The sequence below is a fragment of the Novosphingobium sp. BL-A-41-Hi4B-X5A genome (assembly GCF_055521705.1).
On the sequence record NZ_CM145500.1, the window covers coordinates 2,400,105 to 2,426,339 of the forward strand.

Here is a 26,235-nt window from a genome sequence, read left to right on the forward strand (position 1 = left end):
CGTCAGAACGCGCGGTCGTGAACAAGCACGCGGGCAGTGTTGACGATAATCTTCAGGTCGCGCCAGATCGTCCAGCCATCGAGGTACTCGAGATCGGCCTGGAGTCGGTCCGCCAGATCGGTTTCAGTATCAGTCGCGCCGCGGAAACCTCGCACCTGAGCGAGGCCGGTGAGACCGGGCTTGAGCGAATGACGCAGCCAGTAACGGTGGTCGACCTCCCAGAACAGCTTGTCGCCCGCCAGTGAGCCAATGGCGTGGGGCCGAGGCCCGACGATCGACATTTCGCCCCGCAGCACATTGAAGAGCTGCGGCAATTCATCGATGCTCGTACGCCGGATGAAGCGACCGATGCGGGTGATGCGGTCATCGTCCTTGCTGGCCGACCGGTTGCCCGCGGCATCGAGCTTCTCGACGCGCATCGAACGGAACTTGAAGATCGGGAAGAAGCGATTGCCGCGACCGGTCCGCTTCTGCACGAAGAAGATCGGCCCCCGGTCTTCCAGTTTGATCAGCAACGCCACGAGCAGCAGCAGCGGGGCAAGCGCCAGCACGGCGCCGCCGGCCAAAGTCATGTCGAGGGCGCGCTTCACGGCACGGGCGCGTAAGCCAAGCGGCCCGCTGGCCACGATCAGCGCGCCATAGTCCCGATCACGTCGCGCGCCGATGACACCGAGCTTGCGCACTTCCGGATCGACGATCTCGCCGGAAACGTTCGCGCTCTTGAACACCAGGGCCCAGGAGTTGCGCCGTTCCGGCGAGCAGGTCACCAGAACGCGATCCATGTTGAGCATGTAGAGGCCGAGCCGATCCATCATGTGCGGATCGCCCAGATCAGGCGCGAGATGATGTTCCCGCGCGTCGATATGGAAGGCGTGCGGAATGCGCAGCGCGGCGCCACCGTCGTCGATGAGCAGGGTGTTGATGGCAACTTCGCCACAGCGCGCCTGGATCAGCGGGCGGATCAGAGCGCGGACCCAGAGCAGCAGCACGAGACTGAACGCAAGGCCGAGCATGGCAGACACGCGAGAGAAATCCTCGGTGCTCTTGGTGGCGAAACCGACGAACAGCAGGATTGCATCCGCACCCAGGAGCGACCATGCCGAGCGCAGGCGGGCGAAGTTCGGACGGCGCAGCGAACGAAGCGTGTAGACCTGCAGGCTCAACGCGATCGTCCAGTAGATCGGCAAAATCACCTGGCTGTGGACGAGCGACCCTGCATCCGCAAAATTGCCGAGGTAGAGCCAGCTTGCAGCGCCGAAGCCACCAAGGATTGCCAGTCCATCGGCCACCAGCAGCGCAACGTAAAGCTGCAGCCTGCGCTGCTCAAGAGACGGCGCCAGCGGAAGCGTTATCCGCTTCCGGCTTTGCGACTCGCGCATCTCGTCTGCCGAAATGTGCACTGTCATCGCGTTAGCTGCCCCTTCAGTCCGCTTGCCAGCATCGACAGGTTGATGCCCTGGCCAAGCAGGCGATTGATCGAATCCCTGTAGCGACCAAAGCTTATATTTATTGCACTGCGCAAAAATACCTAGTGATGCCTCTATGGCAAGCGCCTAAGTGTCCCGATGTGACGCAGGCCACACTATATGACGGAAAACCGCCACGCTTCATCGTGCCGCAGCGCGCGCGATCTCTGCCAGCCCCTGCGCGAGGGCGAGTTCCCCGTTCCTGTTGTCGGCGATCAGTGTGCGGTGCAGCAAAACCAGCCTCTCGCACAGACGCACGAGGCGCGGGCCGCGCCAGCGCTTGAGCTGCTGGGTCAGGTCGGCACGGTCACGGAAGAACACCCGGCGCGCGTCGCTTTCCTGTTGCATGAAAGCATTTACGTCTCCACGTTCACCGAGGCGACCGGCAAGCTGAACCAGTTGCCCGGCGCGACGTTCAAGCGCGAGGACCAGCCCGACCGGGTTGATGCCCTGTTCGCGCATGCGGGATAGCTCTCCCGGAATGCGCCGAACCTCGCCGCCAAGGACGGCGTTGACCAGTGGCATCATGCCATCGTCTTCGCTGACGGCACAGACTTCATCGAGGTCTGCCGCCGTCGCGGTGCGCGGCGCCTGCGGGCTGGCATCGAGATAGAGCGCGATCTTCTCCAGCTCGCTTCGGGCCATGCGCGTATCCAGCGCCGTCGCACGGGCGACTCGCTCGGACAGTTCGTCGGTCAGGCGCACGCCCATGGCATCGGCCGAACTTCTGATCGCACTGGCGACGGATTTGAGGTCTGGCGGATGGAACATCCCGACCAGCGCATCGGCCCGGTTCTCGAGCAATTTGGCAATGCGCGACTTGTCCGTGGCCGAAGTGGCGACGATGAGGACCGGCCAACCATCGACAGGGCTTTGCAGCAGGGTTTCGACAGCATCGTGCGCATCGTCGCCGGTCGCACGGACATGAATGATCCGCCTGTCGCCAAACAACGAGACCGAACGCGCCTCGTCAGCCAGACGCACCGGGTCGCGCTTGAGCTCACCTCCGCTCAGATCGACCTTCTCGGCCTCGCCGAGCATGCCTGCGATCTTGGCGGCCGCATCGCTGGCACCGGATTCATCCGGCCCGCAGAAATAGAAGATGCGACAGTCTTTTACCGCGCGAGCAGCGCTTGCCGCGAAGTTCTTCTGGGTGACCTTCACGCCCGGCTCAGGAGCGCTTGCGCAAGCGGACCGATACGCGCGTGACGATCTGATCGGCCACTTCCTGCGACAGGTTTTCGAGCGCCGTCTGTTCCGCAGCAATCACGGCATATTCGCTGTTCACGACGTCAAACCCGGCGTCCGATCCCGCCGTCGCGTCGAGGACGACCTCACCGTTCTGCGTATCGACCAGCTGATAGCGCGCCCGCAAAGTACGGCGCTCGCGCGTGATCGCATCGTTGGAAAGCTGGCCCAGCCCTTCGACGCGATCGTCCAGCCGGACATCAAGACGATAGCGCGCGCCGTTGCCTGCGGCGCCTGCACCCAGGCGATCGACCAGCGCATTGCGGACCAGCCAGCCGGACTGGCCTTCGATCGGCGAGATCGTGACGTCGGCGAGCGCGCGCGCCACCTCGCCCTTGCCGCCGCCTGCATACATTGGCTGCAGACCACAACCGGAAAGCAGCGCAAGCGGCGCGAGGATCAGGACGAGGCGCTCAGGCGACAAGATTCACCAGACGGTCAGGCACGACGATCACCTTCTTCACTTCCGCCCCCTCGAGTGCACGCTGCACTTTCTCGGAAGCGAGGGCAAGGCGTTCGAGGTCTTCCTTCGATGTGCCCTTGGCCACGGTCAGCGTATCGCGCAGCTTGCCCTTGACCTGCACGGCAACGGTCACCTCGTCATCGATCAGCAGCGCGGGATCGACCTCGGGCCACGCGGCATCGGCCACCAGCCCCGCGCCGAATCGGGCATGTGCTTCCTCGGCAAGATGCGGCATCATCGGGGCGACCAGCAGCAGCAGCTTGCGGATGGCGGCCGAACGGCTGGCCGAAGGCGCGGCCTTCTCGATTGCACCGGTCAGTTCGTAGATCCGCGCCACAGCCTTGTTGAAGCCCAGTGCCTCGATGTCCGAGGCGACCATATCGACAGTCTGATGCGCCTTGCGATCCAGCGCCTTGTCCTCACCGGCAGCATTGGCATCGAACTGTCCGAACAGGCGCCACAAGCGCTGGACGAAGCGTGCGCAGCCCTCGATTCCGGCTTCGGACCACGGCAAGTCGCGCTCTGGCGGGGAATCCGACAGCATGAACCAGCGGATCGCATCGGCACCGTATTTCGCCACGATCTCGTCCGGATCCACCACGTTCTTCTTGGACTTGGACATCTTGATCACGCGGCCGATCTCGACCGGCGCGCCGTCTGCCTTCAGCGTTGCGCCATCGCCACTGCGCTCAACCTCGGTGGGCGAGAAGAACACTGGCTGGCCATTCTCGGGATTCCTGCGCTCGTAGGTCTCGTGCGTGACCATGCCTTGCGTGAACAGGCTGCCGAACGGCTCGGTCACCTCGATCTTGCCGATACGGGCGAGCGCGCGGGTCCAGAAACGGGCGTAGAGCAGGTGCAGGATCGCATGTTCGATCCCGCCGATATACTGCTCCACCGGCAGCCACCGCTTGATCTCTTCCGGGTCGAACGGGCGATCTTCGGGCTGGCTGGCAAAGCGCAGGAAATACCACGAGCTGTCGACGAAGGTGTCGAGCGTATCGGTTTCGCGCCGGGCGGGATGGCCGCATTGCGGGCAATCGACATGCTTCCATGTCGGGTGACGGTCGAGCGGGTTGCCGGGCACGTCGAAGCTGACGTCCTCGGGCAAGGTCACTGGCAGCTGTTTCTTGGGCACCGGCACCACGCCGCAGACCTCGCAGTGCACGAACGGGATTGGCGTGCCCCAATAGCGCTGGCGCGAAACACCCCAATCGCGCAGGCGCCATACCGTCCTGCCTTCGCCCCAGCCTTCGCTCTGTGCGCGGCCGATGACGGCAGCCTTGGCATCGGCGACGTTCATGCCGTTGAGGAAGTCGGAGTTGACCAGCACGCCGTCGCCGGCCTCGGCCTCACCGGCGAAGGGCTTGTTTGCATCCGCCGGATCAGCGGCCACAACGCGCAGTATCGGCAGTTCGTACTTGGTGGCAAAATCGAAGTCGCGCTGGTCGTGCCCGGGCACGGCCATGATCGCACCTGTGCCGTATTCCATCAGCACGAAGTTGGCGATGTAGACTGGCAGGTACTTGCCCGTGAGCGGATGCTTGGCGCCGATCCCGGTGTCGAAGCCCAGCTTCTCGGCCGTTTCCAGTTCAGCGGCAGTGGTGCCGCCCTTCTTGCACAGCGCGATGAAGTTGGCCGCTTCGCAGTTCACCGCCGCGACGCCCTGCGCGATCGGATGGTCCGCAGCAACGGCGACGAAGCTTGCACCGAAGATCGTGTCGGGGCGGGTGGTGTAGACTTCCACGCTCTCGCCATTGGAAAGGTCGAAGCGGAACTGCAGGCCCTGGCTCTTGCCGATCCAGTTCTCCTGCATCACGCGCACCTTCTCGGGCCACTTGTCGAGCGTCGACAGGCCCTCGAGCAGTTCGTCGGCAAAGTCGGTGATCTTGAGGAACCACTGGTTGAGCTTGCGCTTCTCGACCAGCGCGCCCGAGCGCCAGCCGCGCCCGTCGATGACCTGCTCGTTGGCGAGCACGGTCATGTCGACCGGGTCCCAGTTGACCGTCGATTCCTTGCGGTAGACCAGGCCTGCCGCATAGAGATCGAGGAAAAGCGACTGTTCTTGGCCGTAGTATTCCGGCTCGCAGGTGGCGATCTCGCGGCTCCAGTCGAGTGCGAAGCCGAGACGCTTCAGCTGCGCTTTCATGTTGGCGATGTTGTCGCGGGTCCAGCCACCGGGGTGGACGCCCTTTTCCATCGCCGCGTTTTCTGCCGGCATGCCGAAGGCGTCCCAGCCCATCGGGTGCAGCACCTCGAACCCGCGCATGCGCTTGTAGCGCGCCAGCACGTCGCCCATCGTATAGTTGCGCACGTGCCCGATGTGGATGCGCCCCGAAGGATAGGGAAACATCTCGAGCACGTAGCTGCGGGGCTTGGCGCTGGAGTCGTCAGCGCGGAACGACTGCTGCTCGTCCCACACCTGCTGCCAGCGGGTGTCGGCGATAGACGGATCGAAGCGCTCGAAAGCAGAGTTGGCGGGAGCAGTGTTCTCGGTCATGCGCGCTCCTCTAGGGAGCGCTGGCGCGACGCGCAAGATTCGCCTCTCGGCAGATCAGAACCGGCCTTGCGCTACGCCGGATGCCTTATCCCGCAATGGCAGCGCGGCGCAGGTCGCGCGCCTTGCTCAGAATGATGTCTTCAAGCTTCTGGACGGTGGCGGCCTGAACAGGAGCATCGACCCACTGGCCGTTCTGCGAGACCTGACGGCTGGCGGCAACCCGCAGCGCATCGGCGCGCAAGTCCTGGTCGACGATCGAAACGGTGACCTTGACGCGCTCGCCCGGGTTCTTGGGGTTGGCATACCAGTCGGTCACGATGACGCCGCCATTGCTGTCAGTCTGCAGCAGCGGCATGAACGAAAGCGCATCGAGCGTTGCGCGCCACAGGTAGGCGTTGACGCCGATCGTGGTCAGCTGGCTGGGGGCGAGATCCGCTCTTGGGCGATCCTTCTTGCCGCAGGCAGTGACAGCCAAGGCCATGGTCCCGATCATAAGCCCACGAAGAATCAGCTTGCGGGTGCTCTGCGCGGTCTTGGCGGTCATGGTCACTACGAAACAGTCCTTGCTTGCGGGGGTGCCGTTTCCGGGCATTGCCGCAGGTTTGCGCGCATGTGAACGCGCGTGATCGAAAGAGCCTCTATCACCGGCGCGCGCCATGCGGCAAGCACGATGAACGACGCACTGAATTGCGGGGCCAAATGGTCTGGACCCGCGTGAACCGTGACTGAACATCGCCGAGTCTTCGCCGCGCCCAGCGCAATCGTCCGATCGGCACCTGTGGATATTGCGCCACACTTCAAAAGGAAGAGTCTTTCGCTGCCACTTCTATCTGGCGTGGGACTGGAAACCTTCAGGCGTTAGAGGTATTGCGTAGAGCATTCCGGGTGGTGCGCGGAGTCGTCACGGCGGCAAGCTGCTCTCGGGAGCATAATGGGGCGGATCAAAGCCCGGGTTGGGGTAGAACGGACGTATCATGGTCGGCAACGGCAACAAGGCTGCAGGTAAGGGTGCGATGCGCCGCCGCCTGCGCGCGCCGTTGACGCTCGGATTGGCCGCCGTGGTGGGTCTTGCCCTTTCGCCGACAGTGACTTCGGCCTTCTCCAGCGGTTTTGACATGGCGCCCGTCAGCCTTGCGGCGCGTGGTGGCATCGGTTCGTTCACGCCTGCCTCGGTTGATGAACGCCTTGCCTCGCAGATTACCGTGCGTGCGCTCAAAAACGGCAAGCTGTTCCGCTTCACGCCCACCGGCACCGATACCCGGCCGACTCGCTCGGTTACCGTTGCGGTCCGCGTCGATGCGCTGAATTCGTCGAACTTCGCGGTTCGCACCGCAATGGCCGATGCGGCGCAGCCGGGCGCGTCGCCGGTCCGCATCGCGCCGATGGCGTTCAACCTCGGCATGGCCCGTGGCTACGCCAGCTTCGCTTCGCCAGGCGCCGCGCCTTCGCCGTTGCATGATCTGCAGCGGATCGACATGCCCGATCTGGCCAAGTTCAAGGCGTCTGCCCCGGCGTCGACGCCCAGCCGCTTTGCGCCCCGGATCGAAGCCGAAGGCCGCGATCAGGCTGGCCGCGCGCCGCGTACGCTTGAAGGCCAGGGTGATTATCAGCTGGATCTCGGCGGCAGCTACCGCCTGACCAAGAACCTGAACGTCACTGCCGGCGTGCGCTACTCGCCCGAACGTGATCGCCTGCGTCCGCTGACCGATGGCAAGCAGGACAATCAGGCCGTCTACGTCGGAACCCAATTCCGCTTCTGATCCCGCTCGGCTTCCGACAGTATTAGCTTCATTGCTGCAGCAATTCTGCAGCATGTTTCCTCGTTCTTTTGCCGCATTTACGTATTCGGCAACTTGTCGCATCTCCGTCATGAACCTACCCTACCCGCGAGAGGGAACAACGGAGGGTAAAGCATGTCGCGAGTTGCAGTGGTTACCGGCGGTACGCGCGGAATCGGTCAGGCGATCTGCCTGGCACTCAAGGCGCAAGGGCGCACGGTTGTCGCCAACTATGCAGGAAACGAGGAAAAGGCCCGCGCCTTTACTGCCGAAACCGGCATTGCAGCTTATCGCTTTGACGTCGGCGATCATGAAGCCACGATCAAGGGCTGCGCGCAGATCGCCGCCGAAGTCGGCGAGATCGACATCGTCGTCAACAACGCCGGCATCACCCGCGATGGCGTGCTCCACAAGATGAGCTTCGACGACTGGAACGAGGTGATGCGCATCAACCTTGGCGGGTGCTTCAATATGGCCAAGGCCACGTTCCCCGGCATGCGCGAGCGCGGCTGGGGCCGCATCGTCAACATCGGTTCGATCAATGGCCAGGCCGGGCAGTACGGCCAGGTCAACTATGCCGCAGCAAAGTCCGGCATCCACGGCTTCACCAAGGCTCTGGCGCAGGAAGGCGCCAAGTACGGCGTGACCGTCAACGCAATCGCGCCGGGCTATATCGACACCGACATGGTTGCCGCCGTGCCTGCGCCGGTGCTGGAGAAGATCGTTGCCAAGATCCCGGTCGGCCGCCTCGGCCACGCCGAGGAGATCGCGCGCGGCGTCGCCTTCCTCACCGCGGACGAGGGTGGCTTCGTTACCGGCTCGACGATGTCGCTCAACGGCGGCCAGCACATGTATTGACCTGCAAAGGCCCCGCCCTCCCATAAGAGCGGGGCCTTGCTTTCTTACTCCACGGTTATGGCGGTCGCCTTCCATCCGCCAGCCTCGGACGCCATCTGCAGCGTCTCGGTCGCTTCCCCCGCCTTTGCGTAGCGCGCCTTGAAGGTCACGGTCCAATAGCCGTTGGGCGGTGCAGGCGTGAAATCGACCTTTTCGAGCTTGCGCGATATCGGCTTGCCAACGCGGGCCCGCACTCCCTCGGAGGCCTTGGCCCACCAGTCCACAGTGTTGAGCAACTGGAAAGATTTGTGCGTGGCCTGCCAGCTGGCGGCCCAGTCGTCACGATCGACCAGGGCAAGAAACGCTTCGGCGGCTCGCACTGCTGCCTGCTCGCTTGCTGCAGTAGGCACTACGGCAGGTGGTGAACCGGTGGCGGTGGCCGCCGGCGTCTGCTCGGTTCCGGAAAGCGCGGTCAGGGCTAACAAGGCAAGGCTCAAGGTCATGGCAACTCCTCCAACGATCCAGCCGATGCGGCGCGATGCGGCAGCCGCTCGGTCTGGGCGATCCATCGGATATGCTCCGGCGCGTTCGGTGGCAGCCCCGATTCCCTTGTCCCCTAACGATTGGGGGGCGCTCCCCTCGATCTCGTGCAGCAGGCGCGCCGCCTCGCGGCTGCTCGCCGTGCCCATCTTGCGCCGCGCCTCGCGCAGCCGTTCATGAATGGTATGCACTGAAAGGCCGAGCTGGCGAGCGATGGACTTGGCGTCATGCCCGCCGAGCAGCAGCCGCAGCGTCTCCCTTTCCTTCTCGCTCAGTGCTTCGTAACCTGTTGCCATCATGCACGGGTAGGAGCGATGCCGGTTGCGGGCCACCCCCAATAATTCGTATCCCGGCAACATGACCAACCCGTACCACCCGCCGGTAAAGCGCTCGGTCGAGATTGCCGGACACAAGACGTCGATCAGCCTCGAGCCGATGTTCTGGGACATGCTACGCGCAGCCGCGGCGGATGATGGGGTTCCGGTCAACGCGCTGGTCGCACGGATCGATGCCGACAGGATAAGGGTTGAGGTGCCGCCGGGGCTGGCGGGCGCGATCAGGCTGTGGCTGGTGGCGCGGCTGACGAAGCAGCTGCGCGATCAGGAAGCGGACGGCGCCGGAGCTTCATGAGCGGGCACAGTCGCTTCGGGCAGGGCTGGCTGCTGCCGCGCATCGAGCATTTCCGCTGCTGCATCGAGTGCCTTGGCATCATCGCGCGAAACGCCGCCGGGCTTTTCCTCTTCGGAGGAGCCGCAGGCGCTGACAAGGCCCAGCAGAACGGCAAGGGCGAAGGACCGCAAAGGTGTGCCGTGTGGTGTCATGGCAAAGGGGGCGGGCGGCAGCGCAATGCGCCGCCCGCTCCTGTCCTTACTGCGCGGGCGGAGCCGACTGCTGATCTTCGCCATCGGCAGCCGCGGCCTGCGCGGCAGCGGCAACCGCAGCGGCGTTGTTCGCGGTATCGCGCACGGCGTTGGCTTCGGCATCGGCCGCGGCCGATGCATCGACCACGGGAGCCATCGGTGCTGCTGCTGCCGAAGGTTCCATCGCGGGGAGTTCGTCTGCGGGCATTTCCACCGTATCTTCGGCAGCCGCTTCGGATGCATCGTCGGACTTGCCGCAGGCCGACAGGGCAAGGGCTGCTGAGGCGACGATCGCGAGGCTTGCGTACTTCTTCATCGAATTCCCTCTCTGGGCTGTTTCTGGGCTGTGCGCGGACGGGACACCGCCCGGCGCGGAGCCGAACGGGGCTGTTCTATAAGTGGCCAGTGGCTAAGGCAAATGCATCCTTGCCCTTGACGAAAGGAACCGTAACAATTGATATAACGTAATTGTTATATCCCTTGACACGTATAAAGGTTCCTTTATATGCCCTTTCGCATGGCCATCCATGACGCCATTCGCGCGCTAGACGACCCGACGCGCCTGCGCATTTTGCGCCTCCTCGCCAGCATGGAACTGGCGGTGGGCGAAGTCGCGCAAGTGCTGGGGCAAAGCCAGCCGCGCGTCTCCCGCCATATCAAGATTCTGTGCGATTCGGGCCTGGCGGAGCGCCGCAAGGAGGGCGCGTGGGTGTTCCTGCGCAGCTCGATCTCCGAAAGCTCGGGCAGCCCGCTTGCCGCCGCGATTGCAAGGCTGCTCGCGGTGGCGGAACAGGAAGACACCGCCTTTGGCCGTCGCTGCGCCGAAGACCGCCAGCATCTCGACGCGATCCGCGCCTCGCGCGAATCCCACGCGCTCGACTGGTTCTCGCGCCATGCCGAAGAGTGGGACGAGCTCCGCTCGCTCCATATCGAAGACGGCCCGGTCGAAGCTGCGTTGACCGAAATGCTGCTCGATCTCTCGGGTGAAGCTGGCCTTGGTCGCTTGCTTGACGTCGGCACCGGCACCGGCCGCATCGCCGAACTGCTCGCGCCGCATGCCGGGCACATCGTCGCTTTCGACAAGAGCCCCGACATGCTGCGCATCGCGCGCGCGCGGCTCCAGCACTTGCGCGCCGACAGCGTGGAGCTGGTGCAGGGCGATTTCGCGCAGATCCCGTTCGCCGCGCGCAGCTTCGATACGGTGCTGTTCCATCAGGTGCTGCACTATGCCCAGGCACCCGAGGCGGTTCTGACCGGGGCTGCCCGCGTCACCGCACCGGGCGGCCGCATCGCCATCGTCGACTTTGCCGCGCACGATCGCGAAGACCTGCGCCAGACCCACGCCCACGCCCGCCTTGGCTTCTCCGATGCCCAGATCGAGGCGATGCTGCGCGACGCCGGTTTCGTCCCATACGAAACCCGCGCGCTCGCGGGTCACGAACTCGTCGTCAAGCTGTGGACCGGCGTGCGCCGCGAGGACAGCGTGACGCTACTCGATCCACGGCAAAGCCGGAAAGCCCAATGAACGCCAGCCCCAAAAACACGAGCTACGACCAGTTACGCGAAGCCCGCACCGCACTCGACACCCCGCTTTTCGCCGGGCTGCCGGGTGACATCAACGTGTCGTTCGAATTCTTCCCCCCGAAGACTGACGCACTGATGGCGCAGCTTTGGGACGTGGTCGAAACGCTGGGGCCGCTGCAGCCGAAGTTCGTTTCGGTCACCTATGGCGCAGGCGGCTCCACCCGCGATCGCACCCACGGCACTGTCGCGCGGATCATCAAGGAGGCCAAGCTTCCCGCCGCCGCGCACCTGACCTGTGTCGATGCGACGAAGGCCGAAATCCGCGAAGTGGCCGAAAGCTACTGGGAAGCAGGCGTGCGCCACATCGTCGCGCTGCGCGGCGACATGGGCGCTCCCGGCGTTCCCTTCACCCCGCACCCCGATGGCTATGCAAATGCCGCCGAACTCGTCGCAGGGTTGAAAGAGATTGCCCCGTTCGAAATCTCGGTCGCGGCCTACCCGGAATCCCACCCGGATTCACCGAGCAGCCAAGCCGACATCGACAACCTCAAGCGCAAGCTCGACGCTGGCGCCACCCGCGGCATCAGCCAGTTCTTCTTCGAACCCGAAACCTTCTTCCGCTTCCGCGACAAGCTGGCAGCGGCAGGTATCGACGCGCCGATCCTCCCCGGCATTCTGCCCGTCTCCAACGTCGCGCAGACCCGCAAGTTCGCCGCAGCCTGCGGAGCGGCGATCCCGGCGTGGATGGACGGCCTGTTCGAAGGGCTCGACACCCACCCCGCCTCGCGCCAGCTCGTCGCCGCCACGATCGCCGCCGAGTTCTGCCGCCGCCTCTATGCCGGCGGCGTGCGCGATTTCCACTTCTACACCCTCAACCGCGCCGAACTGTCCTACGCGATCTGCCACCTGCTTGGCCTTCGCCCCAAGGCTCCGGCGCTGGAGAAAGCAGCGTGACCCTCGTTCCATCAACCGCCCGCACCGCCTTTCTCGAACAGGCAGCGCAGCGTATCCTCATCACCGATGGCGCGTTCGGCACCGAGATCCAGAACTTCAAGCTGTCCGAAGCCGATTACGCCGGAACGCTCGGCCTCGCCAAGGACCAGAAGGGCAACAACGACATCCTCGCGCTGACCAAGCCCGAAGTGCCGGAATCGATCCACCGCGCCTATTTCGAGGCCGGTGCCGACATCGCCGAAACCAACACCTTCAGCGCCAACCGCATCAGCCAGGCCGACTACGCCGCCGAGCATCTCGTGCGCGAGATCAACGTGGAATCGGCCAAACTTGCCCGCCGCGTTGCCGATGAATTCACGGCAAAGGACGGCAAGCCCCGCTTCGTTGCCGGTGCCATCGGCCCGACCAACAAGACCCTCTCACTCAGCCCGGACGTCAACGATCCCGGCTTCCGCGAGATCGACTGGGACCACCTCGTCGATGTCTATGCCGAGCAGGTCCACGCGCTGGTCGAAGGCGGCGCGGACTTCATCCTGATCGAGACGGTGTTCGATACATTGAACGCCAAGGCTGGCGTCATGTCGGTGCGCAAGGTCGAGAAAGACCTCGGCCGCGAAATCCCGATCATGATGTCGATGACGCTGACCGACCTTTCGGGCCGCAACCTCTCGGGCCACACGGTCGAGGCGTTCTGGTACGCGATCCGCCATGCCAAGCCGCTGACTGTCGGCCTCAACTGCTCGTTCGGTGCCACCCAGTTGCGCCCGCATGTGAAGGCGCTGTCGGAAATCGCCGACACGCTGATCATGGTCTATCCCAACGCCGGCCTGCCCAACGAGCTCGGCGAATATGACGAGATGCCGCAAACCACCGCTGGCCTCGTCAAGGAATGGGCCGACCACGGCCAGGTCAACGTGCTCGGCGGCTGCTGCGGCTCGACGCCCGCGCATATCGCCGCGATGGCGCAGGCGGTGAAGGCACTGCCGCCGCGCAAGATGGCCGTGCCGGAAGTCGCGACGCGGCTGGCCGGGCTCGAGCCATTCATCATGGCGGCATAATTCAGTCCCCCTCCCGCAAGCGGGAGGGGTTAGGGGTGGGCAGCGGTCAAGCGCTCACTCCCAAGAAGAAAACCCACCCCCGACCCCTCCCGCCTGCGGGAGGGGGGAGTAGAAGATGACCAATACCCCTACCGGCTCGCGCTTCGTCAACGTTGGCGAACGCACCAACGTCACCGGCTCTGCCGCGTTCAAGAAGCTGATCCTCGCCGGCGATTACACCAAGGCGGTCGAAGTCGCGCGGCAGCAGGTCGAGAACGGCGCGCAGGTGATCGACGTCAACATGGACGAGGGCCTGCTCGACGCACTTGAGGCGATGACCACCTTCCTCAAGCTGATCGCCGCCGAGCCCGACATCGCCCGCGTGCCGGTGATGATCGACAGCTCGAAGTGGGAGGTCATCGAAGCCGGCCTCAAGTGCGTTTCGGGCAAGCCGATCGTCAACTCGATCTCGATGAAGGAGGGCGAGGACGCCTTCCTCCACCACGCCCGCCTGTGCATGGACTATGGCGCCGCCGTCGTCGTCATGGCTTTCGACGAAAAGGGCCAGGCCGATACCAAGGATCGCAAGGTCGAAATCTGCGAGCGTGCCTACAAGCTGCTCACGGGCATCGGCTTCCCGCCCGAAGACATCATCTTTGATCCCAACGTCTTTGCCGTCGCCACCGGCATCGAGGAGCACGACAACTACGGGCTCGATTTCATCGAGGCCACGCGCGAGATCAAGGCGCGCTGCCCGCACGTCCACATCTCGGGCGGCCTCTCCAACCTCTCGTTCAGCTTCCGCGGCAACGAAATCGTGCGCCGCGCGATGCACTCGGTGTTCCTCTACCACGCGATCCCTGCGGGCATGGACATGGCCATCGTCAACGCTGGCCAGCTTGATATCTACGACCAGATCGATCCGGTGCTGCGCGAAGCCTGCGAGGACGTTGTCCTCAACCGCAAGCCTGCCGCCGATGACGGCAAGACCGCGACCGAACGCCTGATCGAACTCGCCGAAAGCTTCAAGGGCAAGGACAAGGTCGCCGAGAAGGAAGCCGAGGAATGGCGCGGCTGGGACGTCGTCCGCCGCCTTGAACACGCGTTGGTCAAGGGCATCGACGCCTACGTTGTCGACGACACCGAGGAAGCCCGCGCTGCTATCGCCGCGCGGGGCGGTCGTCCGATCGAAGTGATCGAAGGCCCGCTGATGGAAGGCATGAACACCGTCGGCGACCTGTTCGGTTCGGGCAAGATGTTCCTGCCGCAGGTGGTCAAGTCTGCCCGCGTGATGAAGAAGGCCGTCGCCCACCTGATCCCCTTCATCGAAGCGGAGAAGGAAGAGGGCGCCAAGGCGAAGGGCCGGATCATCATGGCCACCGTCAAGGGCGACGTTCACGATATCGGCAAGAACATCGTCGGCGTGGTCCTGCAGTGCAATGGTTATGAAGTGATCGACCTCGGCGTGATGGTGCCGTGGGCCACGATCCTCGACGTGGCGCAGAAGGAACAGGTCGACATGATCGGCCTGTCCGGCCTGATCACGCCTTCGCTCGATGAAATGGTCACCGTGGCCGAGGAAATGCAGCGCGCGGGGATGACAATTCCGCTGCTGATCGGCGGGGCGACGACCAGCAAGGTCCACACCGCGCTGCGCATCGATCCGGCCTACGATGGCCCGGTTGTTCACGTGCTCGACGCCAGCCGCGCGGTTGGCGTCGCTTCGCAGCTCCTCTCCGATACGCAGGCACAGGGCTTCATCAAGGCCACTGCCGCCGATTACCAGCACGTCCGCGATGCCCGTGCGGGCAAGGGCGCATCCAAGCTGCTCAGCCTCGAAGACGCCCGCCTCAATGCCTTCGCGCCCGACTTCTCGGAAAAGGCCCCGCCGCCCGAACAGCCCGGTCGCCATGTCTTCGAGGACTGGGACCTGAATGATCTGGTCGAGTGCTTCGACTGGACCCCGTTCTTCCGCTCATGGGAACTCGCCGGCACGTACCCGGCGATCCTCGAGGACGAGATCATCGGCGAATCCGCGCGCAGCCTCTACGCCGATGCCCGCGCGATGCTGGAAAAGATCATCGCCGAGAAGTGGCTGACGGCCAAGGGCGTCGCCCAGTTCTGGCCCTGTGCGCGTCATGGCGATGACGTGATCCTGCACCCGAACGACGACGAGTTTTCGGTTCGCCTGCCGTTCCTGCGCCAGCAGTTCATCAAGAGCCGTGGCCGCGCCAACTTCTGCCTTGCTGACTTCATCGACCCGGCGGGCGACTGGATCGGAGGCTTCGCCGTGGGCATCCACGGCATCGACCAGCACCTCGCCCGCTTCAAGGCGGACAACGACGACTATTCGGACATTCTGCTCAAGGCCTTGGCCGACCGCTTCGCTGAAGCCTTTGCCGAGCGCCTGCACCAGTACGTCCGCACCACGCTCTGGGCCTATGCGCCGGGCGAACAGCTGATCAACGAGGCGCTGATCCGCGAACAGTATCGCGGCATCCGCCCGGCGCCGGGCTATCCGGCCTGTCCGGATCACACGCTCAAGCCGATCCTGTTCGACCTGCTCGATGCGCAGACCACTGCTGGCATCACCTTGACCGAATCGCAGGCCATGCTGCCAACGGCGGCCGTCTCGGGCTTCTACTTTGCCCACCCCGAAAGCCAGTACTTCGGCGTCGCCACCATCGGGCGCGATCAGCTTGAAGACTATGCAGGCCGTCGCGGCTTTGACCTCCCGGTCATGGAACGCTGGCTGCGACCCAATCTGGATTAATCGCAACTTGGATTAGTCATCCCGGCGAAGGCGGGGATCCAGTGCGACATGAGGCCCGAATGGCAGTTGATCTCTCCAAATCTCGCTCCACTATGGTGCGGGGTTCGGGGGAACAACGGCCATGCGAATCGAGTTCACACTTTCACCGCTGCCAAGTCTCACGGGCACCAAGCCACCACAGGCTGCGCTATCCAATTCGTGCCAGGTAATCGCCCTGACCGGCGGAAGATGGAGAGTGACCATGCTTCCCGTGAATGAAGGCAAGGGCGAGCAACCATCGGCGTGGGCAAAGTTCGATCCGAGAACCAAGAAGGAATACTGGTACTGCTATTTCCGGTATGGCCCCGTTGATCCGGAAAAGCCGACTGAGGTTTTGCTGAAAGGTGTCGGTTCCGCCGCACCGCAGGGCACAGCGGCAGAGGCCATGGCCCGGTTTCCGCAAGGCATCGAGATTGAAATTCCGCCACCGCAATATGCCCGTCCCGCGACGGCGATAATCTTCGCCATCCCGACCGATTTCTACAACAAGAAGGGCTCGCTGCGCATTGCGCTGGAGTCTGTCGACTGATCGCCCTGACGTTGACGCTCAGTCCCCTCCTTCCGCTCGTCCTGAGTCTGTCGAAGGACGCAGGCGCAACATGCGATGCTTCGAAAAGCTCAGCATGAGCGGTCGGTGGGGACCGGCCTACTGCAACCGGCTCGCCTCCACCCGCGACATGGCCCGCCGCCTGAGATAATCGGCCTCCACGCCCGAAACCTCGGCTTGGCCCGCCAGCACGCCCAGCGCTGCGCCCAGCCCATGGGCAGCGAGTTCTCCCAGCGCGGCGTCGGTGTCCTGTCCCAGCTCGGCTGCCAATGCCTTCAGCACGCGCGCCATCTCGGCGAACTCCACTTCGCTTTCCCACGCCGCCTTGCATTCTTCGCGCCGAACGAAGCTGTCGCGCATTTCGAAGCCCATGCCACTCTCCTCTCGCGGCGGACCAACCCGCCATGAAGAGAAGCTGTCAGGCCTCGGCAAACCTGCGCTTAACTGACGGCAGCGCATCTTGCCGGAGCCGCGCGATGGTTAAGCGGTAAGATTCCTGTCAGCCGAGTCTTACCGGAGAGGGATCGCCGCGCTCGTCGATCAGCCTGGCCTGCGCGCTTGCCCTGCAGCGCAGGTAATCGGCTTCCACGTCACGCCCGGCCAGTTGTGCGAGGTGACTGAGCGCTTGGCCGAGTCCCCGTTCGGCCAGCACCCCCAGCATCGGCTCCACCGGCGCTTCAAGTTCCCCTGCCAACGCCTTCAGCGCCCGCACCATTTCGGCAAACTCGAACTCCGTCAGCCGCGCGGATTCGTATTCCTCCTTGCGCAACAGGGCCTTGCCGAGGTCAAAGGTCATTGGCCGCCTCCTTCACGCAGGATATGGCCTTTGAGATCAATTGAACAAGCCGTCGCACCTTTGCATAGACGATGGCAACGCGGGGGATGGATGATGACGGCAGCTGCGCCCGCGATGGGCACGACGGAAGTGTTCCTGATCGCGCTCACGATCATCCTTGCCGTCCCTTACCTGGTCTGGCGCCTCCTGCGCACCGACTACTGGGCGCCGCTCGTCGTCGTGCAGATCATCGGCGGCATCCTGCTTGGCCCCGGCGTGTTGGGTGCAGCCTTCCCGGACTATTACGCCTTCGTCTTCAATCCGCAGGTGATCGGCTCGCTGAATGGCATCGCCTGGTGGGCGGTTATGATGTTCGTGTTCGCGGCAGGGCTTGAACTCGATCTCAGCGACGCCTGGGCCAACCGACGCGAAACCGCGATTACCGCTGCAGGCGCTCTCTTGACGCCGCTGGTGTTCGGCGCCGCCGCGGCTGCGCTACTATTGCAGACCCCGGGCTGGATCGGCCCCAAGGGCAACTACCCGCAAGTCGTCCTCGGCATCGGCATGGCCTGCGCCGTCACCGCGCTGCCCATTCTCGTCCTCCTGATGGAAAAGCTGGGCATCTTCCGCGAGCCTTTGGGCCAGCGCATCCTGCGCTATGCCAGCCTTGATGACGTGGCGATCTGGGGCGTCCTCGCGCTGATTCTGGTCGATTGGGAGCGGGTCGGCCGGCAGGGCATCTTCCTCGTCGCCTTCGCCGTGGCGTCCTGGGCGGTGCGGGCCCTGTTCCGCCGCCTGCCCGAGAGCGATCGCTGGTACGTCTCGCTGATCTGGTTGGCCATGGTCGGCTTCGCGGCAGACTGGTCCGGCCTGCACTTCATGGTCGGCGCGTTCCTTGCCGGTGCGGTCCTCGATGCGCACTGGTTCACGCGTGAGCGGCTCGACAGCTTCCGCCAGTTCCTGCTGCTTGCCGTAATGCCCGTGTTCTTCCTTTCGACCGGCCTGCGCACCAAGTGGGATGTCGGCGGCCTCGCCGTGTTCGGCGCAGCGTTCCTGTTCCTCGTCGCCTCGGTCACCGGCAAGCTTGTCGGCGTGCGCATTGCCGGCCGCGTGCTCGGCTGGGCCAAGGGCGAGGCTTCGATCATCGGCTGGCTGCTGCAGACCAAGGCGCTGATCATGATCATCTTCGTCAACGTCCTGCTCGACAAGGGCATTGTCACCAACGAGACTTTCACCGCCTTGCTGCTGATGGCTGTGATGAGCACGATGCTGACCGTTCCGCTGGTCACCCCCAGGCTGAAGGCGCTGGCCAAGCCAACGCTCCATTAACGCCTGCGCGATAGGATCGGCGGCATGGAACCCGTCGATCTTCTCATGGCTGGCGTTGCCGCACTCGTGCTCGGCATGTGCTGGTGCCTGTACCGCGGCGTCACGCTGCTCACTGGCTCGCAGGTCGCCGTCGCCCATGTCTGGCGCGGCGGCTACAGCGATCTCGAGCGGCTGGACGACTTCGTCCACCTGCAGCAATCGATCGGCACCCTGCGCGGCTTCGACATCCGCGATGGCGAGGGCAAGCGCTGGATCGAGGACGAGGTCGTCTTCGAAACGGCCGACGGCACCCGCGTTCATGCCATGGTCGGTCGGCAGGTGCAGCGGTCGTGGAAGCCCTCCAGCGTGTTCCGCATCTGGTACCGCCGCGATGATCCGCAGCATGTCACCGCCTATGGACCGGGATACTGGTTCCTCATGGCCCTGCTCACGCTCGCCGCGCTCTATGCCACGTTCGCCTGGGGCATAGACTGGGCGCGCACCGGGCAGCCCCCGCAGTGGCTGGCCGATCTTTCGGCGAGGGAACTCTCGCACAAGTAAGAGTGGCGCGTCCGCGCATTCTCCCCTCTCCTGCGGCAAAACACCGGAGAGGCCCGCCATGTCCATCGATCCCGTCACCCGCCTGATCGCCATCGAGGAAATCAAGCAGCTAAAGGCGCGCTATTTCCGCTGCATGGACACCAAGGACTACACCGGCCTGCGTGCTGTCTTTGCCGACGATGCGGTGTTCGATGCCTCCTGCTCGCTCTCCATCGAACCCGCCGAGGACGCGGAGAACTGGACGCACTCCGGCGGCGACGCCATTGCCGCCTTCGTCGAAGCCGCCGTCGACGCCCTGCGCACCGTCCACCACGGCCACTGCCACGAAATCGAGCTGCTTTCGGAAACAGAGGCGCGCGGCGTGATCGCCATGGAAGACCAGATCTGGGACGCCGATGGCAAGCCCTTCCTTCACGGCATAGGCCACTACCACGAAACCTACCGCAAGGAGGCAGACGGCTGGAAGATCGTCACCAGCCGCATCAGCCGCCTGCACGTGATCGTCGGCGAATAGTTTCGGGCGCATCCGGCGTGGAATGACAGCACGCGATCTGCCATAGCGGGGCCGTGAGCCTTACCGACACCGTATTCCCGGAATCCGAAATCCTCGATCGTCTCCACGCCGTATTCGGCTTCAACGCCTTTCGCGGCGTGCAACAGGACGTGGTCGAGCGTGTGCTGCAGGGCCGCTCGACGCTCGCCGTCATGCCCACCGGTGCGGGCAAGTCGCTGACCTATCAGCTCCCCGCCGTCATGCTGCCTGGCACCTGCGTCGTAGTCTCCCCACTGATCGCGCTGATGCATGACCAGCTGCGCAGCGCCACCGCCAACGGCATCCGCGCCGCCACGCTGACCAGCGTCGACATGGACCGGGGCCAGACCATCGACCGCTTCCTCGCAGGCGACCTCGACCTGCTCTACGTCGCCCCCGAACGCGCCAGCCAGCCGCACTTCCTCGAGATGCTGACGCGCGGCCGCGTCGCCATGTTCGCCATCGACGAGGCGCACTGCGTGTCCGAATGGGGCCACGACTTCCGCCCCGACTACCGCCTGCTGCGCCCGCTGATGGACGCCTTCCCGGACGTCCCCCGCCTTGCGTTGACGGCCACCGCCGACCGCCATACCCGTGCCGACATCCTCGCCCAGCTCGGCATTCCCGATGAGGGCCTGATCGTTGCCGGCTTTGACCGGCCCAACATCCGCTACGCCATCACCCCGCGCGACAACCCCTTGCGCCAGTTGATGACGGTAATTGCCGAAAACCCCGGCCCCGGCATCGTCTATGCCCCCACCCGCGCGCAGGTCGAAAAGCTCAGCCAGCAGCTGCAGGCCAGCGGCCGTCCATGCCTGCCCTATCACGCCGGCCTCGATCCGCAGGTCCGCGCCGACAACCAGGCCCGCTTCGTCGCGTCCGAAGACATGGTCATGGTCGCCACCGTCGCCTTCGGCATGGGCATCGACAAGCCTGACGTGCGCTTTGTCGCCCACGCCGCCTGCCCGAAATCGATCGAAAGCTATTACCAGGAAACCGGCCGTGCCGGGCGCGACGGCGATCCTTCGGTGGCGGTCATGCTGTGGGGCGCAGAAGACTTCGTGCGGGCCCGCCAGCGCCTCGCCGAAGTCGAAGAGCACCGCCGCGCCGGCGAACGCACCCGCATCGATGCGCTCGCCTCGCTGGTCGAAACCCCGCACTGCCGCCGCGCCCTGCTGCTGCGCCACTTCGGCGAGAACCCGCCGCCGTCATGCGGCAATTGCGACAACTGCCTCGATGCTCCGCGCGTCACCGATGCCACCGAAGTCGCGCGCAAGCTGCTCTCGGCGGTCTACCGCACCGGCCAGTCCTTCGGCTTCGGCCATGTCGAGAAGGTGCTTACCGGCGTCGCCGACGATCGCGTGACCCAGCGCGGACACGATCAGCTCTCGGTCTTCGGCATCGTCACGGCTGACGAAGCCCCGCTGCTGCGCCCCCTGGCGCGCGCCCTGCAGGCGAGAGGCGCGCTGGTCGCCACCGAACATGGCGGCCTGGCCCTCGGCGGCGACGCCCGCGCAATTCTCAAGGGCGAAGCGGACGTGCCTCTGGTCCTCGTGCCGAAAAAGGAAGGCCGCTCCAGCCGCCGCCGGGGCAGTGCAGGCGGAGCGCTCAACCCGGTCGGCGATCCGCTGTTTGATGCCCTGCGCAACCTGCGCCGCGATCTCGCACGCGAGAACGGCGTGCCGCCCTACGTGATCTTCCATGATTCGGTGCTGCGCGAAATGGCCGCGAACCGCCCCGCCAGCCTCTCCGAACTCGGCCAGATCGGCGGCGTCGGCACCCGCAAGCTCGATGCCTATGGCGACCGTTTCCTCGAGGTCATCCGGCAGTGGTGAGCTGAAAGCAAAACCCCCTCCCGGTAAGGGGAGGGGGCATGCTCAGTTGATTGTGCCCGAGGCAATCGGTTCGGCCGGATCGTGCAGGGGCTGCCCTCGCGTCTTCCACAGCGAGTATGCCACGCCACCGGCGATCAACGCGAAGGTCACGCCGAGGCTCAGCACCGGCGGGAACTTGTCGCCGCCCAGCAGAAAGTCCGAGACGAAGATCTTCGAGCCGATGAACACCAGCACCGCCGCCAGCGCATACTTGAGGTAGGCGAAGCGGTCGATCATCGCTGCGAGCGCGAAATACAGCGCGCGCAGGCCCAGGATCGCCATGATGTTCGAGGTGTAGACGATGAAGGTGTCGGTCGTGATCGCGAAGATCGCCGGCACCGAATCCACCGCGAACACCAGGTCGGCAAGGTTGATCACCACCAGCGCCAGGAACAGCGGCGTGGCAGCCTTGACCAGCTTGCCGGTCTTTTCGTCCGGCACCTTCACGAAGAAGTGCTGGTCGTGCAGTTCCTTGGTCACGCGCATGTGGCGGCTGATCCAGCGCACCGCCGGGTTGTTGCCGATGTCGGGATCGTGGTCGTTGGTGAAGAACATCTTGATCCCGGTGAACACCAGGAAGGCGGCGAAGATATACAGCACCCAATAGGCCTGCTCGACCAGCGCGGCGCCCCCTGCGATCATCGCGCCCCGCAGGAAGATCACGGCAACGATGCCCCACAACAGGGCACGGTACTGGTACTTGGGCGGAATGGCGAAGAAGGTGAAGATCAGGCTGATCACGAAGACATTGTCGATCGACAGAGCCTTTTCGATGAAGAAGCCGGTATAGTACTTCATCCCCAGGTCCGCGCCCTTCTCGGCCCAGACCCATGCGCCGAACAGCAGCGCAATGGTGATGTAGAACGCGGTGAGCTTCAGCGATTCGCCGATGCCCATGGCCTTGTCCTCCTTGTGAAGGACGCCAAGGTCAAACGCGGTCAGCGCCACGACAAGGCCGAGGAAGGCCAGCCAGAACCAGGCGGGCGTGCCCAGCCAGTCAGCAAAAAGGAATTCCATCAATCAGACTCCAGTCCCCGCCGCGCCCCTAATGCGTAAGGCGCGGCGGTCGTTCCTCTATTTCAGACTGTTGCCAGAGTGGCTTCTGGACGGCGCAGGAACAGGGCCGCAAGCCGGGCCTTCACCGCGCTCTTGAGGCTGCGCAGACGTAGCACGTCGAGCGGATCGCGCGCGATGCGCAGCGCATCGTCCAGCTTCTGGTGACGTTCGAGGAGATGGAAGTAACGGTCGGACATGAAAAGCTCCCTAGTCGAGCAATTGCTACGATCGGGAATGCCGAAGCCCGCGAGGCCAAAGTCCGAAACGAGGGGAAAGAGACCCGGACCCGCATGGCATCGGCATTACCCGATGCGGTCCGACATCACGAAGCGAACTGCCACTATGGCCAGAACGCCGCGCCAGAGGGGCCCGGTCCGCTCAGATAATGTGGAGTGATTCGGTCCGGATTGCAAGAGGGATGTGCTGGGGGCGCGTAAAGGATCCAGCCGCACGTCAGACCTGCAGGACGCAACGCCCCCCTCCCGCAGGCGGGAGGGGTCGGGGGTGGGCAAGCGGCACGGCATAAACCTCTCTCCAAATCCGCTTGCACCTGCAACCAGATTTGATATTAATTTGATATCAGATTTAAGGGGAATCTCCGATGTCCGAGTCAAAGACGCATTCTGCCAGCACCGAAAGGGGCGCCTGGTCGATCAGTGGCTATCTCATGTTGGTCCTCATGGTCGTGCTGGTGATCCTCACCGGCGCACGGGTGCTGGGCTTTGCCAGCGGCAACCCGTCGGAAGATGCCGTGCCCGGCTTCATCGCCACGATCGCCGCGCTGCCGGTCGTAATCGTGTTCATCGCTTCGGGCTTCTACATGATCCAGCCCAACCAGGCCGCGGCGATCAACCTGTTCGGCTCCTATCGCGGTACGGACCGCAACCACGGGCTGCGCTGGGTCTGGCCGTGGATGACCAAGACCAAGATCTCGGTTCGCGCCAACAACGTCGTTTCGGAAAAGCTCAAGGTCAACGACCTGCGCGGCAACCCGATCGAGATCGCTGCCAACGTCGTGTGGCGCGTGTCCGATACCGCGCAGGCGCTGTTCGATGTCGATGATTACAAGGCCTTCGTCTTCGTCCAGATCGAAAGCGCGGTGCGCTCGATCGGCTCGCGCTACCCTTATGACGATATCGAACATCACGAGGTCACGCTGCGCGGCCACCACGATCAGATCAACGCCGAACTGCGCACCGAACTCAACGCGCGGCTGGTTCTGGCGGGCATCACGGTTGACGAATGCGGCCTCACGCATCTTGCCTATGCGCCTGAAATCGCAGGCGCCATGTTGCGCCGCCAGCAGGCCGAAGCCGTGATCTCGGCGCGCAAGAAGCTGGTCGAAGGCGCAGTCTCGATGGTCGAGATGGCGCTGACCCAGTTGTCGGAAAAGAACGTGGTCGAACTCGATGACGAGCGCCGCGCGGCGATGGTCTCGAACCTGATGGTCGTGCTCTGTGGCGAGCGCGATACCCAGCCGGTCGTCAACACCGGCACGCTTTACCAGTAAGGCGTGCGAGCCATGGCGCCAAGTCCGAAGAAGGCCTTTCCATTGCGCATCGATCCGGCGCTGTTCGCCGCGATCGAGCGCACGGCCTCGGCCGACTTGCGCTCAGCCAACGCCCAGATCGAAGTGCTGCTGCGCGAGGCCCTGACCAGGCGCGGCGTGAAGCTGGCCGCTGCCGAGCCCGTGAAGCGCGGAAGGCCAGCAAAAACGGAGAACAGTGATGGTTGATCCTCGCTACACCACCCGCCCGCCCAAGGCGGAATTGCCCGCCGATGACGGCGCCTGGTTCGCCCCCAAGCGCTTCGGGCTCGGCTCCGGCCTGCCGATCCGCTGGCAGGGTTGGGCGCTGATCGTCGGCTACGTCGCACTGCTGCCGCTGGTAAAGTGGCTCGACGACAGCGGCGACGGACGCCTTCGCACGCTTGGCTTTGCGTTGTTCGTCGTCGCTACGGCGGTCGTCTTCTCGATCTCGGCCAGGCGCACGCGCGGTGGCTGGAAGTGGCGCTGGGGCAAGAGCGATTGATCGGGCAGATTGCCCCTGTGACTTCGGACAGGCCCGCGGTTCCCAACGGAACATAAGGGCCTGTCAATCATTCCGCGCTACCCCGGTTCATGAAAACGCCGGGGACCAGATATGCGCATGATGAACCCGTTCGCCTCCAGAGAGCGCCGCCACCGTGGCCAGCGCCTTGCCGTCTTCCTGCTGGGAATAGCGGTTGTCGCAACGATTCCGGCCACCGCGCTCTTCGCACAGGGCCAGCGCTCGCCCTACACCGTGGTCGAGACCGGTCGCAGCTACGCAGCGCTCCAGCAGGCGGTGAACGCCATCGGCGAAGGCAGCGGCACGATCCGCATCGAACCGGGCGTCTATCGCGATTGCGCGGTGCAGCAGGCAGGCGACGTCGGCTTCATCGCGCAAGTCCCGGGCCAGACGGTGTTCGATGGCGCGGCTTGCGAGGGCAAGGCCGCCATCGTCGCACGCGGCCGCTCCACCACGGTCGAGGGCCTGATCTTCCAGAACATCCGCGTGCCCGATGCCAATGGCTCGGGAATCCGGCTTGAACGCGGCAACCTCACCGTGCGACAGTCCTGGTTCCGTGACAGCGAGCAGGGCATTCTCTCCGCCGACGATCCTGCGGGTGCCGTTCTCATTGAAAAGTCGACCTTTTCACGGCTAGGCCGGTGCGACCGCGGATTGTCCTGCGCCCACTCGGTCTACTTCGGCGATTACGGCAGCGTCACCATCCGCCGCAGCCGCTTCGAAGCTGGGCGTGGCGGCCACTATGTGAAAAGCCGCGCGGGCCGCGTCGAGGTCATCCAGTCGAGCTTTGACGATACCGCTGGAAAAACAACCAATTACATGATCGACTTGCCCGCTGGCGCCACCGGTCGCATCGCCGACAACGTCTTCGTCCAGGGCCTCGACAAGGAAAACTACAGCGCCTTCATCGCGATCGCCGCCGAGGGCAAGACGCACCCGGCGACCGGCCTTGCGATTGTTGGAAACGATGCGCGGTTTGCGCCGGGAGTAAATCGTTCGTCGGCATTCGTCGCGGACTGGTCGGGCGACAAACTGGCGCTCGGCGCCAACGCCCTCGGGGCGGGCCTCAGCCGCTTCGAGTCCCGCTAGAGTTCCGCCGAGTTTGGGTGGAGTTGTCGCTCTGCCCCCGAGTGTCTATCTGGAGTTGGAATGTTGCATTCACCGCTCCTGAAGCTGGGCGGGCGGCTCTGGGCGCTCCTTCTTGCCCTTACCGTCCTGACCCACGCAATTGCCCCGTTCGAGGCACCCGTGACCGTGCGTCACGGCTCGGCCTTCAGTGCGGCGACGGTGGACACGGCGGTCGCCCCGGCCAATCGCGCCCAAATTCAACGTGTTGCCCTGCCGATGGCACCGCCGCCGCCGCTTGCTCTCGCACCCGAACCGGCAGCGCCCGCGCTGTTCCAGCCCGAGGGTTTCTGGCCCCCGCAAACCGCACCGCCTGCGCCGCAGCCGCTTTCGCTGCTGCCAGCACCAAGAGCACCACCACGTTCCTGACCTTGAGCCCGCGCCTTCTGG

At 64.4% G+C, this 26,235-nt stretch carries 29 protein-coding genes; 17 read left to right on the top strand and 12 right to left on the bottom strand.

Annotation, left to right across the window (positions count from 1 at the left end):
- Nucleotides 1-2: 2 nt before the first annotated feature.
- The 5 genes from ACZ1JY_RS11695 to ACZ1JY_RS11715 form a co-directional block, all read right to left on the bottom strand.
- Nucleotides 3-1,406, bottom strand: a complete 1,404-nt coding sequence (locus tag ACZ1JY_RS11695) for a sugar transferase (protein ID WP_465129375.1) — start codon at nucleotides 1,404-1,406, stop codon at nucleotides 3-5.
- Between the two features lie 201 nt (nucleotides 1,407-1,607).
- The gene (holA, locus tag ACZ1JY_RS11700) at nucleotides 1,608-2,630 is read right to left on the bottom strand and encodes a DNA polymerase III subunit delta (RefSeq protein ID WP_465129376.1); all 1,023 of its coding nucleotides are present in this window, start codon (nucleotides 2,628-2,630) and stop codon (nucleotides 1,608-1,610) included.
- Nucleotides 2,631-2,637: 7 nt separating this feature from the next.
- On the bottom strand, nucleotides 2,638-3,069 hold the full coding sequence (gene lptE / locus ACZ1JY_RS11705; RefSeq protein WP_465130903.1) for an LPS assembly lipoprotein LptE: 432 nt from the start codon (nucleotides 3,067-3,069) through the stop codon (nucleotides 2,638-2,640).
- Between the two features lie 58 nt (nucleotides 3,070-3,127).
- Entirely contained in the window at nucleotides 3,128-5,677 is a 2,550-nt protein-coding gene (gene leuS / locus ACZ1JY_RS11710; protein ID WP_465129377.1) for a leucine--tRNA ligase, read from the bottom strand.
- Nucleotides 5,678-5,762: 85 nt separating this feature from the next.
- Complete coding sequence (locus ACZ1JY_RS11715; RefSeq protein ID WP_465130904.1) at nucleotides 5,763-6,170, bottom strand: DUF3576 domain-containing protein; 408 nt, start codon at nucleotides 6,168-6,170, stop codon at nucleotides 5,763-5,765.
- A gap of 481 nt (nucleotides 6,171-6,651) precedes the next feature.
- Between ACZ1JY_RS11715 and ACZ1JY_RS11720 the strand changes: the two genes are divergently transcribed.
- Together ACZ1JY_RS11720 and phbB are read left to right on the top strand one after the other, a co-directional pair.
- Nucleotides 6,652-7,437 carry a hypothetical protein gene (locus ACZ1JY_RS11720; protein ID WP_465129378.1) on the top strand — a complete coding sequence of 262 codons (786 nt, stop codon included), beginning with the start codon at nucleotides 6,652-6,654 and terminating at the stop codon, nucleotides 7,435-7,437.
- Nucleotides 7,438-7,590: 153 nt separating this feature from the next.
- On the top strand, nucleotides 7,591-8,313 hold the full coding sequence (phbB, locus tag ACZ1JY_RS11725) for an acetoacetyl-CoA reductase (RefSeq protein ID WP_465129379.1): 723 nt from the start codon (nucleotides 7,591-7,593) through the stop codon (nucleotides 8,311-8,313).
- Between the two features lie 44 nt (nucleotides 8,314-8,357).
- On the opposite strand, the gene ACZ1JY_RS11730 is transcribed toward phbB, so the two are convergent.
- Complete coding sequence (locus ACZ1JY_RS11730; RefSeq protein WP_465129380.1) at nucleotides 8,358-9,128, bottom strand: helix-turn-helix domain-containing protein; 771 nt, start codon at nucleotides 9,126-9,128, stop codon at nucleotides 8,358-8,360.
- Between the two features lie 61 nt (nucleotides 9,129-9,189).
- On the opposite strand from ACZ1JY_RS11730, the gene ACZ1JY_RS11735 reads away from it, so the two are divergent.
- Nucleotides 9,190-9,462, top strand: coding sequence for a ribbon-helix-helix domain-containing protein (locus ACZ1JY_RS11735; protein WP_465129381.1), 273 nt, complete (start codon nucleotides 9,190-9,192; stop codon nucleotides 9,460-9,462).
- Here the strand turns inward: ACZ1JY_RS11735 and ACZ1JY_RS11740 are convergent.
- Both ACZ1JY_RS11740 and ACZ1JY_RS11745 read right to left on the bottom strand, forming a co-directional pair.
- On the bottom strand, nucleotides 9,432-9,653 hold the full coding sequence (locus ACZ1JY_RS11740; protein WP_465129382.1) for a hypothetical protein: 222 nt from the start codon (nucleotides 9,651-9,653) through the stop codon (nucleotides 9,432-9,434). The two genes, ACZ1JY_RS11735 and ACZ1JY_RS11740, sit on opposite strands and share 31 nt — an antisense overlap.
- Nucleotides 9,654-9,699: 46 nt before the next feature.
- Complete coding sequence (locus ACZ1JY_RS11745) at nucleotides 9,700-10,008, bottom strand: hypothetical protein (protein WP_465129383.1); 309 nt, start codon at nucleotides 10,006-10,008, stop codon at nucleotides 9,700-9,702.
- Nucleotides 10,009-10,209: 201 nt separating this feature from the next.
- On the opposite strand from ACZ1JY_RS11745, the gene ACZ1JY_RS11750 reads away from it, so the two are divergent.
- The 5 genes from ACZ1JY_RS11750 to ACZ1JY_RS11770 all read left to right on the top strand — a co-directional run bounded on the left by ACZ1JY_RS11750 (nucleotide 10,210) and on the right by ACZ1JY_RS11770 (nucleotide 16,548).
- Nucleotides 10,210-11,217, top strand: coding sequence for an ArsR/SmtB family transcription factor (locus ACZ1JY_RS11750; RefSeq protein WP_465129384.1), 1,008 nt, complete (start codon nucleotides 10,210-10,212; stop codon nucleotides 11,215-11,217).
- Nucleotides 11,214-12,170: a methylenetetrahydrofolate reductase [NAD(P)H] gene (gene metF / locus ACZ1JY_RS11755; protein ID WP_465129385.1), complete on the top strand. Its 957-nt coding sequence runs from the start codon at nucleotides 11,214-11,216 to the stop codon at nucleotides 12,168-12,170. Before ACZ1JY_RS11750 ends, metF begins: the two co-directional genes overlap by 4 nt.
- Nucleotides 12,167-13,228 carry a homocysteine S-methyltransferase family protein gene (locus ACZ1JY_RS11760; protein WP_465129386.1) on the top strand — a complete coding sequence of 354 codons (1,062 nt, stop codon included), beginning with the start codon at nucleotides 12,167-12,169 and terminating at the stop codon, nucleotides 13,226-13,228. Before metF ends, ACZ1JY_RS11760 begins: the two co-directional genes overlap by 4 nt.
- Before the next feature lie 115 nt (nucleotides 13,229-13,343).
- Nucleotides 13,344-15,980 carry a methionine synthase gene (metH, locus tag ACZ1JY_RS11765; RefSeq protein ID WP_465129387.1) on the top strand — a complete coding sequence of 879 codons (2,637 nt, stop codon included), beginning with the start codon at nucleotides 13,344-13,346 and terminating at the stop codon, nucleotides 15,978-15,980.
- 241 nt (nucleotides 15,981-16,221) lie between these two features.
- Nucleotides 16,222-16,548 (top strand): hypothetical protein, encoded by a 327-nt coding sequence (locus ACZ1JY_RS11770; RefSeq protein WP_465129388.1) that lies wholly within the window; start codon nucleotides 16,222-16,224, stop codon nucleotides 16,546-16,548.
- Nucleotides 16,549-16,665: 117 nt separating this feature from the next.
- Here the strand turns inward: ACZ1JY_RS11770 and ACZ1JY_RS11775 are convergent, their stop codons facing one another.
- Together ACZ1JY_RS11775 and ACZ1JY_RS11780 are read right to left on the bottom strand one after the other, a co-directional pair.
- The gene (locus ACZ1JY_RS11775; protein ID WP_465129389.1) at nucleotides 16,666-16,938 is read right to left on the bottom strand and encodes a hypothetical protein; all 273 of its coding nucleotides are present in this window, start codon (nucleotides 16,936-16,938) and stop codon (nucleotides 16,666-16,668) included.
- Between the two features lie 127 nt (nucleotides 16,939-17,065).
- Nucleotides 17,066-17,362, bottom strand: a complete 297-nt coding sequence (locus ACZ1JY_RS11780) for a hypothetical protein (protein ID WP_465129390.1) — start codon at nucleotides 17,360-17,362, stop codon at nucleotides 17,066-17,068.
- 114 nt (nucleotides 17,363-17,476) lie between these two features.
- Between ACZ1JY_RS11780 and ACZ1JY_RS11785 the strand changes: the two genes are divergently transcribed.
- The 4 genes from ACZ1JY_RS11785 to recQ are packed head-to-tail and all read left to right on the top strand — an operon-like array spanning nucleotide 17,477 to nucleotide 21,577.
- Nucleotides 17,477-18,670 carry a cation:proton antiporter gene (locus tag ACZ1JY_RS11785; RefSeq protein WP_465130905.1) on the top strand — a complete coding sequence of 398 codons (1,194 nt, stop codon included), beginning with the start codon at nucleotides 17,477-17,479 and terminating at the stop codon, nucleotides 18,668-18,670.
- Nucleotides 18,671-18,694: 24 nt separating this feature from the next.
- A complete protein-coding gene (locus ACZ1JY_RS11790; RefSeq protein ID WP_465129391.1) occupies nucleotides 18,695-19,210 on the top strand; it encodes a hypothetical protein in 516 nt (171 codons plus the stop codon).
- A gap of 58 nt (nucleotides 19,211-19,268) precedes the next feature.
- Nucleotides 19,269-19,724, top strand: coding sequence for a nuclear transport factor 2 family protein (locus ACZ1JY_RS11795; RefSeq protein WP_465129392.1), 456 nt, complete (start codon nucleotides 19,269-19,271; stop codon nucleotides 19,722-19,724).
- Between the two features lie 53 nt (nucleotides 19,725-19,777).
- Complete coding sequence (gene recQ, locus ACZ1JY_RS11800) at nucleotides 19,778-21,577, top strand: DNA helicase RecQ (RefSeq protein ID WP_465129393.1); 1,800 nt, start codon at nucleotides 19,778-19,780, stop codon at nucleotides 21,575-21,577.
- Nucleotides 21,578-21,619: 42 nt separating this feature from the next.
- Here recQ and ACZ1JY_RS11805 read toward each other — a convergent pair whose 3' ends face one another.
- Both ACZ1JY_RS11805 and ACZ1JY_RS11810 read right to left on the bottom strand, forming a co-directional pair.
- The gene (locus ACZ1JY_RS11805; protein ID WP_465129394.1) at nucleotides 21,620-22,633 is read right to left on the bottom strand and encodes a TerC family protein; all 1,014 of its coding nucleotides are present in this window, start codon (nucleotides 22,631-22,633) and stop codon (nucleotides 21,620-21,622) included.
- 62 nt (nucleotides 22,634-22,695) lie between these two features.
- Nucleotides 22,696-22,869: a DUF465 domain-containing protein gene (locus tag ACZ1JY_RS11810; protein WP_465129395.1), complete on the bottom strand. Its 174-nt coding sequence runs from the start codon at nucleotides 22,867-22,869 to the stop codon at nucleotides 22,696-22,698.
- A 404-nt stretch (nucleotides 22,870-23,273) separates the two neighbouring features.
- On the opposite strand from ACZ1JY_RS11810, the gene ACZ1JY_RS11815 reads away from it, so the two are divergent.
- The 5 genes from ACZ1JY_RS11815 (at nucleotide 23,274) to ACZ1JY_RS11835 (ending at nucleotide 26,214) form a co-directional block, all read left to right on the top strand.
- A complete protein-coding gene (locus tag ACZ1JY_RS11815) occupies nucleotides 23,274-24,182 on the top strand; it encodes an SPFH domain-containing protein (RefSeq protein ID WP_168903879.1) in 909 nt (302 codons plus the stop codon).
- Between the two features lie 12 nt (nucleotides 24,183-24,194).
- Nucleotides 24,195-24,407, top strand: coding sequence for a type II toxin-antitoxin system antitoxin (locus ACZ1JY_RS11820; RefSeq protein WP_084279467.1), 213 nt, complete (start codon nucleotides 24,195-24,197; stop codon nucleotides 24,405-24,407).
- A complete protein-coding gene (locus ACZ1JY_RS11825; RefSeq protein WP_465129396.1) occupies nucleotides 24,400-24,702 on the top strand; it encodes a hypothetical protein in 303 nt (100 codons plus the stop codon). The genes ACZ1JY_RS11820 and ACZ1JY_RS11825 overlap by 8 nt, the downstream gene beginning before the upstream one ends.
- A 111-nt stretch (nucleotides 24,703-24,813) precedes the next feature.
- Nucleotides 24,814-25,809, top strand: a complete 996-nt coding sequence (locus ACZ1JY_RS11830) for a right-handed parallel beta-helix repeat-containing protein (RefSeq protein ID WP_465129397.1) — start codon at nucleotides 24,814-24,816, stop codon at nucleotides 25,807-25,809.
- Between the two features lie 60 nt (nucleotides 25,810-25,869).
- Nucleotides 25,870-26,214: a hypothetical protein gene (locus ACZ1JY_RS11835; protein ID WP_465129398.1), complete on the top strand. Its 345-nt coding sequence runs from the start codon at nucleotides 25,870-25,872 to the stop codon at nucleotides 26,212-26,214.
- Nucleotides 26,215-26,235: the final 21 nt, after the last annotated feature.

Bases quoted from the DNA above. Each gene is read 5' to 3' on its own strand.
- ACZ1JY_RS11830 (WP_465129397.1), top strand. From the start codon at position 24,814: ATGCGCATGATGAACCCGTTCGCCTCCAGAGAGCGCCGCCACCGTGGC.
- ACZ1JY_RS11695 (WP_465129375.1), bottom strand. From the start codon at position 1,406: ATGACAGTGCACATTTCGGCAGACGAGATGCGCGAGTCGCAAAGCCGG.
- ACZ1JY_RS11815 (WP_168903879.1), top strand. From the start codon at position 23,274: ATGTCCGAGTCAAAGACGCATTCTGCCAGCACCGAAAGGGGCGCCTGG.
- ACZ1JY_RS11775 (WP_465129389.1), bottom strand. From the start codon at position 16,938: ATGGGCTTCGAAATGCGCGACAGCTTCGTTCGGCGCGAAGAATGCAAG.
- leuS (WP_465129377.1), bottom strand. From the start codon at position 5,677: ATGACCGAGAACACTGCTCCCGCCAACTCTGCTTTCGAGCGCTTCGAT.
- ACZ1JY_RS11745 (WP_465129383.1), bottom strand. From the start codon at position 10,008: ATGAAGAAGTACGCAAGCCTCGCGATCGTCGCCTCAGCAGCCCTTGCC.
- ACZ1JY_RS11820 (WP_084279467.1), top strand. From the start codon at position 24,195: ATGGCGCCAAGTCCGAAGAAGGCCTTTCCATTGCGCATCGATCCGGCG.
- ACZ1JY_RS11770 (WP_465129388.1), top strand. From the start codon at position 16,222: ATGCTTCCCGTGAATGAAGGCAAGGGCGAGCAACCATCGGCGTGGGCA.
- ACZ1JY_RS11795 (WP_465129392.1), top strand. From the start codon at position 19,269: ATGTCCATCGATCCCGTCACCCGCCTGATCGCCATCGAGGAAATCAAG.
- ACZ1JY_RS11720 (WP_465129378.1), top strand. From the start codon at position 6,652: ATGGTCGGCAACGGCAACAAGGCTGCAGGTAAGGGTGCGATGCGCCGC.
- ACZ1JY_RS11805 (WP_465129394.1), bottom strand. From the start codon at position 22,633: ATGGAATTCCTTTTTGCTGACTGGCTGGGCACGCCCGCCTGGTTCTGG.
- metH (WP_465129387.1), top strand. From the start codon at position 13,344: ATGACCAATACCCCTACCGGCTCGCGCTTCGTCAACGTTGGCGAACGC.
- ACZ1JY_RS11740 (WP_465129382.1), bottom strand. From the start codon at position 9,653: ATGACACCACACGGCACACCTTTGCGGTCCTTCGCCCTTGCCGTTCTG.
- ACZ1JY_RS11835 (WP_465129398.1), top strand. From the start codon at position 25,870: ATGTTGCATTCACCGCTCCTGAAGCTGGGCGGGCGGCTCTGGGCGCTC.
- ACZ1JY_RS11780 (WP_465129390.1), bottom strand. From the start codon at position 17,362: ATGACCTTTGACCTCGGCAAGGCCCTGTTGCGCAAGGAGGAATACGAA.
- lptE (WP_465130903.1), bottom strand. From the start codon at position 3,069: ATGTATGCAGGCGGCGGCAAGGGCGAGGTGGCGCGCGCGCTCGCCGAC.
- ACZ1JY_RS11810 (WP_465129395.1), bottom strand. From the start codon at position 22,869: ATGTCCGACCGTTACTTCCATCTCCTCGAACGTCACCAGAAGCTGGAC.
- ACZ1JY_RS11790 (WP_465129391.1), top strand. From the start codon at position 18,695: ATGGAACCCGTCGATCTTCTCATGGCTGGCGTTGCCGCACTCGTGCTC.
- phbB (WP_465129379.1), top strand. From the start codon at position 7,591: ATGTCGCGAGTTGCAGTGGTTACCGGCGGTACGCGCGGAATCGGTCAG.
- ACZ1JY_RS11715 (WP_465130904.1), bottom strand. From the start codon at position 6,170: ATGATCGGGACCATGGCCTTGGCTGTCACTGCCTGCGGCAAGAAGGAT.
- metF (WP_465129385.1), top strand. From the start codon at position 11,214: ATGAACGCCAGCCCCAAAAACACGAGCTACGACCAGTTACGCGAAGCC.
- ACZ1JY_RS11730 (WP_465129380.1), bottom strand. From the start codon at position 9,128: ATGGCAACAGGTTACGAAGCACTGAGCGAGAAGGAAAGGGAGACGCTG.
- ACZ1JY_RS11825 (WP_465129396.1), top strand. From the start codon at position 24,400: ATGGTTGATCCTCGCTACACCACCCGCCCGCCCAAGGCGGAATTGCCC.
- ACZ1JY_RS11750 (WP_465129384.1), top strand. From the start codon at position 10,210: ATGGCCATCCATGACGCCATTCGCGCGCTAGACGACCCGACGCGCCTG.
- ACZ1JY_RS11735 (WP_465129381.1), top strand. From the start codon at position 9,190: ATGACCAACCCGTACCACCCGCCGGTAAAGCGCTCGGTCGAGATTGCC.
- ACZ1JY_RS11785 (WP_465130905.1), top strand. From the start codon at position 17,477: ATGGGCACGACGGAAGTGTTCCTGATCGCGCTCACGATCATCCTTGCC.